At 35.3% G+C, this 12,633-nt stretch carries 16 protein-coding genes; 14 read left to right on the top strand and 2 right to left on the bottom strand.

From position 1 onward, the window contains the following. Positions 1-3: 3 nt before the first annotated feature. The 4 genes from ABJI11_RS13215 (at position 4) to ABJI11_RS13200 (ending at position 4,463) form a co-directional block, all read left to right on the top strand. The gene (locus tag ABJI11_RS13215; protein ID WP_348353069.1) at positions 4-549 is read left to right on the top strand and encodes a hypothetical protein; all 546 of its coding nucleotides are present in this window, start codon (positions 4-6) and stop codon (positions 547-549) included. Positions 550-656: 107 nt separating this feature from the next. Beyond that, a complete protein-coding gene (gene typA / locus ABJI11_RS13210; RefSeq protein WP_036152395.1) occupies positions 657-2,459 on the top strand; it encodes a translational GTPase TypA in 1,803 nt (600 codons plus the stop codon). A gap of 281 nt (positions 2,460-2,740) precedes the next feature. Further along, a complete protein-coding gene (locus ABJI11_RS13205; protein WP_348353065.1) occupies positions 2,741-3,529 on the top strand; it encodes an SDR family oxidoreductase in 789 nt (262 codons plus the stop codon). Positions 3,530-3,563: 34 nt separating this feature from the next. Next, positions 3,564-4,463 carry a DUF6503 family protein gene (locus tag ABJI11_RS13200; RefSeq protein ID WP_348353062.1) on the top strand — a complete coding sequence of 300 codons (900 nt, stop codon included), beginning with the start codon at positions 3,564-3,566 and terminating at the stop codon, positions 4,461-4,463. A gap of 70 nt (positions 4,464-4,533) precedes the next feature. On the opposite strand, the gene ppgK is transcribed toward ABJI11_RS13200, so the two are convergent. After that, positions 4,534-5,283 (bottom strand): polyphosphate--glucose phosphotransferase, encoded by a 750-nt coding sequence (gene ppgK, locus ABJI11_RS13195; protein ID WP_348353059.1) that lies wholly within the window; start codon positions 5,281-5,283, stop codon positions 4,534-4,536. 138 nt (positions 5,284-5,421) lie between these two features. Continuing rightward, positions 5,422-5,727: a hypothetical protein gene (locus tag ABJI11_RS13190; RefSeq protein ID WP_348353056.1), complete on the bottom strand. Its 306-nt coding sequence runs from the start codon at positions 5,725-5,727 to the stop codon at positions 5,422-5,424. Between the two features lie 305 nt (positions 5,728-6,032). Between ABJI11_RS13190 and ABJI11_RS13185 the strand changes: the two genes are divergently transcribed. From ABJI11_RS13185 to ABJI11_RS13140, 10 genes are all read left to right on the top strand, one after another. Then, on the top strand, positions 6,033-6,596 hold the full coding sequence (locus ABJI11_RS13185; RefSeq protein WP_348353053.1) for a TetR/AcrR family transcriptional regulator: 564 nt from the start codon (positions 6,033-6,035) through the stop codon (positions 6,594-6,596). A 75-nt stretch (positions 6,597-6,671) separates the two neighbouring features. After that, positions 6,672-7,220, top strand: coding sequence for a carboxymuconolactone decarboxylase family protein (locus ABJI11_RS13180; RefSeq protein WP_348353050.1), 549 nt, complete (start codon positions 6,672-6,674; stop codon positions 7,218-7,220). A 119-nt stretch (positions 7,221-7,339) separates the two neighbouring features. Then, positions 7,340-8,074, top strand: coding sequence for an SDR family oxidoreductase (locus ABJI11_RS13175; protein ID WP_348353048.1), 735 nt, complete (start codon positions 7,340-7,342; stop codon positions 8,072-8,074). 58 nt (positions 8,075-8,132) lie between these two features. After that, positions 8,133-9,125: a type I glyceraldehyde-3-phosphate dehydrogenase gene (gap, locus tag ABJI11_RS13170; RefSeq protein WP_348353046.1), complete on the top strand. Its 993-nt coding sequence runs from the start codon at positions 8,133-8,135 to the stop codon at positions 9,123-9,125. A gap of 68 nt (positions 9,126-9,193) precedes the next feature. Further along, positions 9,194-9,508 carry an EthD family reductase gene (locus tag ABJI11_RS13165; RefSeq protein WP_348353043.1) on the top strand — a complete coding sequence of 105 codons (315 nt, stop codon included), beginning with the start codon at positions 9,194-9,196 and terminating at the stop codon, positions 9,506-9,508. 3 nt (positions 9,509-9,511) lie between these two features. After that, positions 9,512-10,159, top strand: coding sequence for a DsbA family oxidoreductase (locus tag ABJI11_RS13160; protein ID WP_348353040.1), 648 nt, complete (start codon positions 9,512-9,514; stop codon positions 10,157-10,159). An 18-nt stretch (positions 10,160-10,177) separates the two neighbouring features. After that, positions 10,178-10,840, top strand: coding sequence for a peroxiredoxin-like family protein (locus tag ABJI11_RS13155; protein ID WP_348353037.1), 663 nt, complete (start codon positions 10,178-10,180; stop codon positions 10,838-10,840). A 29-nt stretch (positions 10,841-10,869) separates the two neighbouring features. Beyond that, entirely contained in the window at positions 10,870-11,220 is a 351-nt protein-coding gene (locus ABJI11_RS13150) for a DoxX family protein (RefSeq protein ID WP_348353033.1), read from the top strand. Positions 11,221-11,244: 24 nt separating this feature from the next. Further along, entirely contained in the window at positions 11,245-11,958 is a 714-nt protein-coding gene (locus tag ABJI11_RS13145; protein WP_348353030.1) for a haloacid dehalogenase type II, read from the top strand. An 82-nt stretch (positions 11,959-12,040) separates the two neighbouring features. Continuing rightward, positions 12,041-12,633, top strand: a 593-nt coding sequence (locus tag ABJI11_RS13140) for a hypothetical protein (protein WP_348353027.1), incomplete at its 3' end; no start/stop codon positions are given.

The following is a 12,633-nucleotide window of genomic DNA, read 5'->3' as shown; positions in this document are numbered from 1 at the left end:
ATCATGAAAAAAATCATCTTTTTATCCATTGTTGTTTTGTCTACCTTTTATGTGAATGCACAATCTGTAGGGCAAGTTGAAGACGGACTCTTTAAAATTAATGCATTAGCTCCCGGGGTGTCTTATGAATTAGGTATTGGCGCTAAAACTACCTTGAATGCAGAAGCGTTCTTGGGTTTTGCACTTAACGGTGGGTCAGATAGGTCAACTAATTTTGGACTTTATCCAGGTTTAGAGGCAGATCTTAGGCAATACATAAATTTTGACAGAAGGTTGAGAAAAGGAAAAAATATAGCTAATAACACTGGTAATTATATCGCATTTTTAAATCAACTTCAATTTGGAACACCTATTATCGGTAATTTAGAATATGCCTCAGATTACTTTTATAATGCTGCTTTGGTATATGGTATGCAACGTACTTACAAAAAAGGATTCTATTGGGGCTTGGCTTTTGGTCCGGGTATTTTTGTTGATGATTTTTATACAGATGCGGGTATTTTAATAGACCTTAGACTTGGTTGGGTTGTAGGCGGTAGAAAAAAGTAGTGTGCCAATAAGCGAACTATCTCAAAATCAATAAGATAAAAATAACATAAGTTTAAGTGTGGCTATTATTATTTAAAGTATCTTTGCACGCTTAAATAAGACCTTTTATGTCCACTACTACAAAGAATATTGCGATCATTGCGCACGTTGACCACGGTAAAACGACCTTGGTAGACAAAATAATGTACCACTGTAGCTTGTTTCGTGAAAATGAGAATACAGGTGATTTAATCTTGGATAATAACGACTTGGAAAGAGAACGTGGTATTACCATTACTTCTAAGAACGTTTCCGTTATATATAAGGACACTAAAATAAATATAATCGATACTCCTGGTCACGCCGATTTTGGTGGTGAAGTTGAGCGTGTATTGAATATGGCAGATGGTGTTTTGTTGTTGGTAGATGCCTTTGAAGGACCAATGCCGCAAACACGTTTTGTACTTCAGAAAGCAATTGACCTTGGTTTAAAGCCTTGTTTGGTAATCAACAAAGTAGATAAAGAAAACTGTACTCCAGAAGAAGTACATGAAAAAGTTTTCGATCTTATGTTTGAGCTAGGTGCTGAAGAGTGGCAATTAGATTTCCCTACAGTATATGGTTCTGCTAAGAATAACTGGATGAGTACAGATTGGCAAAATGAAACTGAAAACATTGAGCCATTATTAGATATGGTAATTGAGCATATTCCAACTTTTGAACCAAAAGAAGGAAACACTCAAATGTTGATTACCTCTTTAGATTTCTCTTCGTTTACAGGTAGAATTGCTATCGGTAGATTACAAAGAGGAACTTTAAAAGAAAATCAACAAATTTCTTTGGTAAAACGCGATGGTTCTATCGTAAAATCAAAAATCAAAGAATTATACGTTTTTGAAGGTCTTGGCCGTAAGAAAGTTGAAGAGGTTGAAACTGGTGATATTTGTGCTTTAGTTGGTGTTGAAGGTTTTGAAATTGGTGATACCGTTGCTGATATTGAAAACCCAGAAGCATTAAAGACTATTGCAATTGACGAACCTACAATGAGTATGTTGTTTACCATTAACGATAGTCCGTTCTTTGGTAAAGATGGTAAATTTGTAACCTCTCGTCACATCAACGATAGACTTCAAAAAGAATTAGAAAAGAACTTGGCATTACGTGTAAACGAAACTGATAGTGCAGATAAATTTTTAGTATTCGGTCGTGGTGTATTACACCTTTCAGTTTTAATTGAAACAATGCGTCGTGAAGGATATGAATTGCAAATTGGTCAGCCACAAGTAATCATTAAGGAAATTGATGGTGTTAAATGTGAGCCGGTAGAGGCATTGACTATAGATTTACCAGAAGCTGTTTCTGGAAAAGCTGTTGAGATGGTTTCTATGCGTAAAGGTGAAATGACCAGTATGGAAGCTAAAGGTGAGCGTATGATCTGTGAGTTTATAATCCCTTCTAGAGGTATTATAGGTCTGCGTAACCAATTGTTGACCGCTACCGCTGGTGAGGCTATTATGGCGCACCGTTTCTTAGAGTATCAACCAATGAAAGGTGATATTCCACAAAGACAAAACGGATCTTTAGTTTCTATGGAAACTGGTAAAGCAATTCCTTATTCTATTGATAAATTACAAGATCGTGGTAAGTTCTTCGTTGATCCAGGTGAGGATATTTATGAAGGTCAGGTAATTGGTGAAAATTCTCGTGGAGATGATATGACCGTGAATATCACAAAGACTAAAAAATTATCTAACGTTCGTTCTTCTGGAGCTGATGATAAAGCTAAAATTGTTCCTGCAATTAAATTCTCATTAGAAGAAGCTTTAGAATACATTCAGAAAGATGAGTATGTTGAGGTTACACCAAAGTTTTTACGTTTACGTAAAATCTACTTAACAGAAAATGATCGTAAGAGAAATAAAATAGCTTAAGTAGGTAGGGTTTTAACTTTACTTACTATATAATTTAGCCACCTAATTAGGTGGCTTTTTTATTCTCTATATTTTAAACTGCATACATTAGCATAATTCGTGTTTTCTTCACAATTAATTTAGGCGCATATTAATTATTGGATTTTAAGAATTACGTAAAAATTTATGATATAATTTCCTACATTCTTAATAATGCATTCATCTTGTATATTTCTTCGTTTCCGCATAGATTTTTAGCTAATTTAAAGTAGAATTTTAACTCAACTGAAATTAACAATATTATGCAGCTAACAGGAAAAAATGTCCTTATTACCGGGGGTACTCGGGGTATAGGAAAATGTATGGTTCAATACTTAATTAAAAAGGGTGTTACCAATATTGCGGTAATTGCTCGGGATAAACAAAACCTTAAAGATCTTTCATTAGAATATGCTGAGGTAAATTTTATTAGAATTGCCGGTGATATTGCCAATATTCAAGTTTTACGCGATGCTGCCGCACGTATAGAAGATAAATGGGGTCATTTAGATGTATTGATTAATAATGCGGGTATTGTCGCTGCTGGCCCTTTAGAAGATATACAAGATGAAGACCTGTATGATCAAGTCGCGGTAAACCTTACTGCGGTTATGTTATTGACCAAATACTGTATTCCGCTTCTAAAATTTTCTGAGGATGCTTATATCTTGAATATTTCATCGGGCTTAGGTTTGATCGGAATGCCTTTCTATGCAGTTTATGGAAGTACCAAAGCCGCCATACGACAGTTTTCAGATTCTATGAGAAGAGAGTTGGCGCCTTTTAATGTTGCTGTTACCTGTGCTTTTCCTACCGCTACGGATACAGAAATGATGCAAAAATTTAAAGGTAGAAAAATGGATGCGCCAGAGTATGTTGCAGAACGTTCGCTAGAAGGGTTATTTAATAAAGAAATTCAAGTTATTTTTGGGGGTGAAGAACGACTCAAGGAAAATACCTTAAATTTTGAGGCACCTCAAGAATTGGATAAGAAGGTCGCTGAGAATTATGAGGAACGAAAACTAGCTAGTTTAGATCACAAAGCCGTGTAATCTTAACTGGTAAATAAACAAACGGCACAACACTATGAAATTACTTTACAAACTATCATTTTTATCAGTATTTGCAGCTATTGTTTCGTGTAAAGAAACATCGAAAAAAGCAAACGAAACCATAAAAGAAGTGGTGACGGAATCTAATGTAATAGCCTACCCGGATTCTTGGGTATCTTCAAGAGTTGCAAAGGCAAAAGAAAAGCTAAATGGCACAGAGGCAGGAAAAGTTATTTGGAATGCTATGGAAGCTCATGGCGGATTGGATACTTGGTACGCTAACGGTCCCGTTACTTTTCGTTTTAACTATCAACCTTTAAATGGTAAAACCGCTAGAGATAGTTACCAAACGGTAGATACATGGAGCAACAAATCTGTACATACAAGTGCAACAGATAGTACTGCAAAATTTGGTTGGACAGGTGAACAAGCTTGGATGATAGCTAAAGATAGTACTGCTTTTGCTTATGATACTAAATTTTGGGCGCTTACACCGTTGTGGTTTGTTGGGCATCCGTTTATGCTAAGTGGAGAAGGGGTAAATCTAGAATTACTGGAGCCAACTTCGTTTAAAGAGAAAGATTATAATGTTGTCAAAGTTACCTTTGATGCTGAGACAGGTGATGCACCAGATGATTACTATATTTTATATGTAAATAAAGAAACGAATAAAGTAGCGGTTATGAGATACATTGTTTCTTACCCTGAGTATTTCAAAGATGGTGGTCATGCTCCAGAGAAATTTACTGAATTTATTGGTGAGCAAACGGTTGACGGTATTACAATGCCAGGCGGATTTAAAACCTATTGGACGGTTAAAGATAATCAGCCAGGTGACTACATTACTAAAATTGATTTTACCGATGTATCTTTTGAGTCAGATTTACCAAAAGACTTTTTTGAAGCCCCAGAGGGTGCTAAGATTTTAAATTAGTTATAAGTGTATAAAATAAAAAAAATCCCAAAGTTACCTTTGGGATTTTTTATTGGTTTATGACGAAACTTTACTTTTTGATTATTTTATATTTCGATGCTATGGCTGCACCAATAATACCTGCATGATTCTGTAATTCGGCAGGGATCACTTTTGTTTCTATTTTGATTTTCGATTTAAATTCATCAAAATCTTTTGAAGCACCGCCACCAAGAATAATCAAGTCTGGTGAAACGATCAATTCAATATATTCTAAAAAAGTATTGAATCTTTTACCCCATTTTTTATAAGATAAATTCTCACGGTCTTTTGCCGATCCGGCAGCCCATTTTTCAATTTTAGAATATTTTTTATAAGGTATTTGACCTAGCTCAAAATTAGGAATCAATCTACCATCTAAAAAAGCACCACTGCCTAAGCCAGTACCAATGGTAATCATAACTACGAATCCTTTTTCGCCTTTGCCTATACCATAGTTCATAGTAGCGTAACCGGCAGCATCCGCATCATTGATGACGGTAAAATCAAGTCCGGTTTTTTTCTCCAGTAATTTTTCTACGTTTACACCTAGCCAGCTTTTGTGCAAATTTCCTGTGGCTTTGCAAACTCCGTTTTTAATAATGGTAGGGAAACCACAACCAACTTTACCTTTGTAGTCAAAATGGGTTACAATCTGCGCAATTACATCGCTCATTGCTTCTGGTGTTCTAGGTATGGGAGTAGGAATTCTATAACGTTCAGAAATCATTTCTCCGGTTTCAGAATTAACTAACGCTCCTTTAATTCCAGAACCACCTACATCAATACCTAGTAAAGTCATTTTATATTTTGTTATGAATTACAAAGAAACGAAAAAGATTCGGCTCTTTGAAGTGAGATTATTTTTGTGAATTTTGAGACCTTTTTCTATTTGACCAAAGGCATAAAAAAAAGGACCTTTTTAGGTCCTTGATTTATTTTAAATTGGCATGAGCAAGCCGGTAATCGTGCTTACTTGAATTTCTTTGTCATCTTCGTCCACCTCAGAATCTACCGTAAACGTTATGGAGAACTGTTTGCCTATAAATTTCTGACTATTTAAATCGTAATTGGCAATTGCTTCGCTGGTTACATTGGTGAATTCTGTATCGCTATCTTTATGGTTAGAAAATACATAAACACCATTGATATAACCTTCGTAAGTTCCGTTCATTTTACTAGCTTCTTGACCAAATGTGGTCATTGAAGAAACTGCTGCGAACAGTACAATTAAAAGTGATTTCATTTTTTTTCTTATTAAATTGATTATTGATTCTTTTGTTAGGCTTTATTAGCAATTTAAGTGCTAGAATTGCTGATACAAACGAAATCTAATTAGTTGAATAACGATTAATTTCATCTTTTTATTATGATTGTTTTTTATAATCTTAAACAACTGTAGTTCAGTTAGCTGTTTTTGTTTGGTTCAATAAAAACAATTTCTATTTCTATATATACTATTAATGAACACAGGTTATTGAGTACTAAATCAAAGTTAAAAGTTTTTTTAAAACAAAGCACTTGCTTAGTTTTGTAGTGTAATTAGAAATAATGGCACGTAAAAAGCAATATAACGAAACTGAGGTCATAGAAAAGGCAATGCGTCTATTTTGGCGTAATGGCTATGAAAGTACATCGGTACGTATGTTAGAGAAAGAAATGGGTATCAACCAATTCTCTATATATGCTAGTTTTAAAAATAAAGAGGGCGTTTTTTTAGAAAGCATCAAACTTTATAACACGCAAATAAAAGCCATTACAGATACGCTTGAAAAGTCTAATAATGGTGTAGTAGGAATTAAAGATTACTTTTTAGATTTTTTAGATTTCTCTAGAGAAGGTGCAATTTTTAAAGGGTGCTTGGTTACCAACACGGTAAATGAAATAAATGAAGATGCTAATCCGGTAATTATGGCGGCACTTAAGCGATTTTCTTTAAATATTAGAGCATTATTTGTAAGGAACTTAAAACAAGACGACCAAAGGGGTGTTGAAGAAATAGAAGCACAGGCAGACTATTTAATGAACGCACTTTTGGGACTATCGATTTCATCAAAAGTTTTTAATGAAGAGCAGTTAAAAAGCATCATTAAAATTACGTTTTTACACTTGTAGCATTTTTTTTAAATAATAACTAAGCAGTTGCTTAGATTTAACATAAATATAGTAATTAATAGAAATAATAAGATTATGACAACTTTAAAAGTACACAACATTGAAACTGCACCAGAAGGTAGCAAAGGATTATTGGAAAACTCTCAAAAATCATTTGGTATGATCCCTGGTTTACATGGGGTTTTGGCTGCTTCACCACAAATCTTAGAAGCATACCAAACATTACATAAGTTATTTACCGAAACTTCTTTCAATGAAGAAGAACTAACGGTAGTATGGCAAGCCATAAATGTTGAGCATGCATGTCATTACTGTGTACCTGCACATACCGGTATCGCTAAAATGATGAAAGTTGATGATGAAATTACAGAAGCATTACGGAATGAGACTCCGTTGGCAGATGCAAAGTTAGAAGCTTTAAGAACAATGACGTTAACCATAGTACGCAACCGTGGTAATGTTACACAAGAAGATTTAGATACTTTTTATGCAGCTGGTTACGGTGAACAACAAGTATTGGAAATCATTTTAGGATTATCTCAAAAAGTGATCAGTAACTATACAAACCACATTGCGCATACTCCGGTAGATGAGCCATTCCAGAAATTTGCATGGTCTAAATAAGAAGAGGTTTCATTTCTCCCGAAACCAAATGTTGATTGAGTGATTGTTTATAGCCTTCTGTCTTAGGGCAGAGGGCTATTTATTTTTAAATACATAATAATTTTAAATTAATCTTTTTCATGAATACAACAATTGAAAATAAAGTAGCTTTAGTAACTGGTGCAAATAGAGGTATTGGCAAAGCAATTGTAGAATCGTTTTTAAATCACGGGGCTAAAAAAGTGTATTTAGCGGTTCGTGATACCAATTCTACAAAAGAATTAGAAGAAAAATATGGTACTAAAGTAGTAACTGTAAAAGCTGATGTTTCTGATACAGAATCTATACAGGCTTTGGCGCAACAAGCAAGCGATGTAGATATCGTTGTTAACAATGCGGGAGTAGGTGAATCTTACGGAACTATAGGTGTTGACGTAGAAAAAGATTTCATGAAACAGTTAGAAGTGAATGCATTTGGTCTACTGCGTGTGGCTAATGCTTTTGCTAAAACGTTGGAAGATAAGAAAGGTGCATTGGTTCAATTGAACTCTATAGCATCTATCAAGAATTTCCCTCAGTTATCTACATATTCTGCTTCAAAAGCGGCATCCTATTCTTTAACACAAGGACTTCGCGCAGATTTAGGGTCTAAAGCAGTACATATATTGAGTGTACACCCGGGTCCTGTTATGACTGATATGGGTAAAGCGGCTGGGTTTGAAGAAGGTGCTGCAACTTCAGAAATTTCAGAAGGTATTGTAACAGCATTGGCTGCAGGTGATTTTCACTTGTTTCCTGATGATATGGCAAAACAATTTGAAGGTGCTTACCAAGAGTTTGCAGAGAATATTGTTTTGGCAGATTTGAATGCCTAACTACCAATAAAAGTTACTTTGTGATGAGTAGAATTTTAAATAAACTAAATACATCAAAATGAAAAAAATAGCAATAAACGGAATGGGGCGCATAGGTCGCGCTTCTTTAAAAGTAATTCTGGATAATCCGGAGTTAGACTTAGTAGCGGTAAACGATATTGTATCCATAGAAAACATAGCTTATTTATTGAAGTATGATTCGGTTTATGGAATTTATGAAAAAGAGGTTTCACACGATGAAAACAACTTAATCATAGATGGTAAAAAAATTCAATACAATTCGCAACGCAATCCTGAAGATTTACCTTGGGCAGAACATAAAATTGATGTCGTTATTGAAAGTACCGGTTTCTTTACTAAAAGTGAAGATGCTAAACTACACATTAAAGCAGGTGCTAAATCTGTTATTATTTCTGCACCAACAAAAAGTGAAGATATACCAACAGTAGTTCATGGTGTAAATACAGAGGCAGGTAAAACTACTATATTTTCATGTGCTAGTTGTACTACAAATAACATAAGTCCTGTTGTTGAGATTTTAAGTCGTAGAATTGGTATAAAGAAAGCTATCATGACTACGGTGCACGCCTATACGGCATCTCAAGGTATTGTAGATTCTCCTTCACAGAAAAACTTAAGAATGGGACGTGCTGGTGCGGCGAATATAGTACCAACATCTACTGGTGCAGCAATTGCAACTACTAAAGCTTTGCCAGGTTTAGCCGATAAATTTGATGGTGTTGCTTTACGTGTTCCTATTCCGGTTGGTTCAATGTCAGACCTAACATTTGTAATGGAACATGATATTACTCCAGAAGCAATTAATGCTATTTTTAGAGAAGAAGCAGCTACTAAAAGATATCAGAACGTTCTTGCAACAACAGATGAGCCTTTGGTGTCTTCTGATATTGTGAAGAACCCGCATGCTTCTACAGTAGATTTAGGAATGACTAGAGTTGTCGATGGCGATTTATTAAAAGTGATGACGTGGTATGATAACGAATGGGGATTCACCAATCAAATGATTCGTCAAATTTTATCAGAAAACTAGAATAGTCGAGGTAGCGTTTCTTGATTTAATAGAACCGCTACTTTTTTTCAACTTTAAAAACTCAAATAATGATAAAAGTATCTGTGATGTATCCGAATAGTGAAGGTGTAAAGTTCGATGTAGACTACTATAAGAACACACACTTGCCAATGGTACAGAAATTAGTGGGCGGTGCGTTGAAGGAATTGGAGTTAGATTTGGGTGTTGGTGGTAGAGCAGCGGGTGAAGCTGCACCTTATGTAGCAATTGCACACTTGAAATTTAATGATGTGGCTTCTTTTCAGGCAGCCTTTGGTCCGCATGTAGCAACATTTGCTGCAGATGTAAAAAACTACACTAATGTACAAGGGGAAATTCAGATTAGCGAATTGATAACATTTTAAGAGATGAAAGAAAAATTAAAAATAGATATCGTTTCTGATGTAGTATGCCCATGGTGTATTATTGGCTATAAACGTTTAGAAAAAGCAATTTCAGAACTAGGTATTAAAGATCAAGTAGAGATTGAATGGCAACCATTTGAGCTTAACCCTGGTATGCCACCAGAAGGTCAGAATATAACTGAACATATTACTGAAAAATATGGATCTACAGTAGAACAGCAGAAGGAATCACGTGATAACATGACCGATATTGGTGAAGAATTAGGATTCAAATTCGACTATTTTGATGAGATGCGTATGTCGAACACTTTCGAAGCCCATGTGTTGTTAGAATATGCGAAGGACTTTGGAAAACAGACCGAACTTAAAATGCGATTGATTACCTCTTTTTTTAGTGAAAGAAAAGATGTGTCTGACAGAGCTGTTCTAAAACAAGCTTTGCTAGATGTAGGGTTGAATGCAGATGAAGCTTTGGCAAAATTAAATAATGAAGAAGCACGATACGAAGTAAGAAATAAGCAAGGCGAATGGAAAAATATGGGAGTAAACTCTGTGCCAACCATTGTCTTTAATAGAAAAAGTGCCGTAACAGGTGCGCAACCTGTTGCTACTTTTAAACAAATACTTGGCGAGTTAATTGCCGAGAAATAAAATATAAATCTGTCTATTATGAGTACAACAAATAAAGGTGAGTTAGATACATTGTTAGCCGCAAAACGTCAAGAGGGAGTTTCAAAATTTACCGAAGAGAAAAAACAGGTATATGCTGAGGGTATTTCAAGTGTTGCCGCATCGGGAGTGTTAGAAAATGCATTAAATGTCAATAGCAAAGCACCTAATTTCACTTTAAAAAATGCGTTGGGTAATTCGATTTCGTTATACGATGAATTAAAAAATGGACCTGTAGTTTTGACTTGGTACCGAGGTGGTTGGTGTCCGTATTGTAACATCACACTACATTATTTACAAGAGAAACTTCCTGAATTTCAAAAAGCTAGTGCTACTTTAATCGCACTTACACCAGAGTTGCCAGATAACTCGTTAAGTACTTCAGAGAAAAACAAATTAGAATTTACCGTTTTGAGCGATGTAGGTAATGTTGTAGGTAAAGAATATGGCGTGGTGTATACATTGATCGATGAAGTTGCTGCAATGTATGAAGCAGGTTTTGGTTTAAGCAAAGTAAATGGCGATGATAGTAATGAACTGCCATTGGCGGCTACTTATGTGATCGATACCGATGCAACCATACAATATGCATTTTTAGATGCAGATTATACCGAAAGAGCAGAAGTATCAGAAATACTAACGACTTTAGAAAAGCTGAAGTAAGATTAATGTCTATTTAACCAACACTAATTATGAATACGAACAAAATAATTTATTACGTCGCTACAGGTATTTTCACCTTGGTAATACTGTTTTCAGCAGGTATGTATTTTTTTAACCATGAGTTTATTAAAAGTGCATTTACAAGCTTAGGTTACCCAACGTATTTAATTTACCCTTATGCTACTGCAAAGTTGCTAGGTCTTTTTGCTATATGGAATCCTAATTTTAAGATTATTAAAGAATGGGCATATTCTGCATTTTTCTTTGCCATAACATTGGCATTTTTTGCACATATTATGGTAAATGACGGTGGACAGATGACCGCTATAATTGCCATGGTATCCTTAATAGTTTCTTATATCTTTAGTAAAAGAATATAAATACAAGTGTATAACACGGTGCTTATGGATAATGAAATGGAATATAAAAAATCGAATACCACTAGACCAAAGGTTTTATTCTTTGATGTCAATGAAACGCTTTTGGATCTTACAAAGGTCAAAAAAGAAGTAGGCAAGGCATTAGGAGGCAGGGAAGATTTGCTTTCCCTATGGTTTACGACAATGTTGCAATATTCATTGGTGACCTCTGCCAGTGGTCAGTACAAACCCTTTGGGCATATTGGTGCTGCCGCATTACAAATGGTAGCGGCAAATCATGATATTAATTTGTCTGAAGAAGATGCACGTACCGTTATTTCTGAATCTATGGGAAATTTACCTGCACACCCAGAAGTAAAAGAGGCGCTTACACAATTAAAAGATGCCGGATATAAATTAGTAGCTTTTACCAATTCATCTAAAGACGGATTGAAAAAGCAATTTAAAAATGCTGGATTGACCGAGTATTTTGATGAAATGCTTAGTGTGGAACCCACCGGTAAATTCAAACCTTTTGCAGATACCTACACTTGGGGAGCAAAACAAATGGGAGTGGAGTTAGAGGAGTGTATGCTTATAGCTGCCCATGGCTGGGATGTTGCCGGAGCCCTTTGGGCAGGGTGGCGCGCAGCGTTTATAGGTAGACCTGGGCAACAAGAATATCCGCTAGCACCAAGAACAGAAATTATAGTGTCAGATTTGAAAAAGGCAGCAGATATTTTAGTGACGTACAGCTAAAAAAATGAAGCAGTTCATTTTCAAATGTAAAGCATCTTAGAATATGTATCTTTGGCGTACCATTAACTAAAGAAAGTAATTCATGTTGAAAAGAACACTATTTGTTGCCCTAATTGCACTTACCTTAACTTCTTGTTGGAAAGATAAAAGTCCTGAAGACCTCATTCGCTTAAAAGATAAATTTAAGTCTCAAGTAGACGATTTTGAGAATAAGAAAGAGACCGCCAATAAAAACGTGAACAAAGGGCTAGAATCTTTGAATGCCTTAAAAAGTGCGTTAGAAGATACCAAGAATGAAGATAAGGAATTCGCTAAGGTATATGGCGATTGGGAGAAAGTAGATCGTCGTGTCAATAATTTGAATAAGGAGTACGAAGATTTAAAGGAGAAAGCTTCTAACCTGTTTACAGCTATGGAAACACAGACCAATAGCCTAAGTGATGAAAAGAGTAAGAAAACGCTTTTAGGAGCTATAGAAAAAGCCAGAACCAAGTACAACGCCACATTAACGAAGACTTCACAAGCCATAGATAAATTACGATTATTACATGGCGATGCCGTTGAGGTTGTAAAAGCTTTAGAAGTAGCTGCTGCGCTAAATTCATTTGATAATATTAATGATCAAATGAAAAGTATAGAAGGTCGTGTAGACGGTATTATGCAAGAATTGAACGT

Origin of the sequence: Maribacter sp., assembly GCF_039968975.1 — a bacterium.
In the GTDB taxonomy this organism is placed as follows: domain Bacteria; phylum Bacteroidota; class Bacteroidia; order Flavobacteriales; family Flavobacteriaceae; genus Maribacter.
Note: the sequence above shows the minus strand (reverse complement) of the source record. Positions and strands in the feature narration are given on the sequence as shown.

Excerpts from the sequence above, each read along its gene's own strand:
- ABJI11_RS13180 (WP_348353050.1), top strand. The coding sequence starts at position 6,672 with ATGACAACTTTAAAAGTACACAACATTGAAACTGCACCAGAAGGTAGC.
- ABJI11_RS13200 (WP_348353062.1), top strand. The coding sequence starts at position 3,564 with ATGAAATTACTTTACAAACTATCATTTTTATCAGTATTTGCAGCTATT.
- ABJI11_RS13160 (WP_348353040.1), top strand. The coding sequence starts at position 9,512 with ATGAAAGAAAAATTAAAAATAGATATCGTTTCTGATGTAGTATGCCCA.
- ABJI11_RS13185 (WP_348353053.1), top strand. The coding sequence starts at position 6,033 with ATGGCACGTAAAAAGCAATATAACGAAACTGAGGTCATAGAAAAGGCA.
- typA (WP_036152395.1), top strand. The coding sequence starts at position 657 with ATGTCCACTACTACAAAGAATATTGCGATCATTGCGCACGTTGACCAC.
- ppgK (WP_348353059.1), bottom strand. The coding sequence starts at position 5,283 with ATGACTTTACTAGGTATTGATGTAGGTGGTTCTGGAATTAAAGGAGCG.
- ABJI11_RS13155 (WP_348353037.1), top strand. The coding sequence starts at position 10,178 with ATGAGTACAACAAATAAAGGTGAGTTAGATACATTGTTAGCCGCAAAA.
- ABJI11_RS13165 (WP_348353043.1), top strand. The coding sequence starts at position 9,194 with ATGATAAAAGTATCTGTGATGTATCCGAATAGTGAAGGTGTAAAGTTC.
- ABJI11_RS13215 (WP_348353069.1), top strand. The coding sequence starts at position 4 with ATGAAAAAAATCATCTTTTTATCCATTGTTGTTTTGTCTACCTTTTAT.
- ABJI11_RS13145 (WP_348353030.1), top strand. The coding sequence starts at position 11,245 with ATGGATAATGAAATGGAATATAAAAAATCGAATACCACTAGACCAAAG.
- gap (WP_348353046.1), top strand. The coding sequence starts at position 8,133 with ATGAAAAAAATAGCAATAAACGGAATGGGGCGCATAGGTCGCGCTTCT.
- ABJI11_RS13190 (WP_348353056.1), bottom strand. The coding sequence starts at position 5,727 with ATGAAATCACTTTTAATTGTACTGTTCGCAGCAGTTTCTTCAATGACC.
- ABJI11_RS13205 (WP_348353065.1), top strand. The coding sequence starts at position 2,741 with ATGCAGCTAACAGGAAAAAATGTCCTTATTACCGGGGGTACTCGGGGT.
- ABJI11_RS13150 (WP_348353033.1), top strand. The coding sequence starts at position 10,870 with ATGAATACGAACAAAATAATTTATTACGTCGCTACAGGTATTTTCACC.
- ABJI11_RS13175 (WP_348353048.1), top strand. The coding sequence starts at position 7,340 with ATGAATACAACAATTGAAAATAAAGTAGCTTTAGTAACTGGTGCAAAT.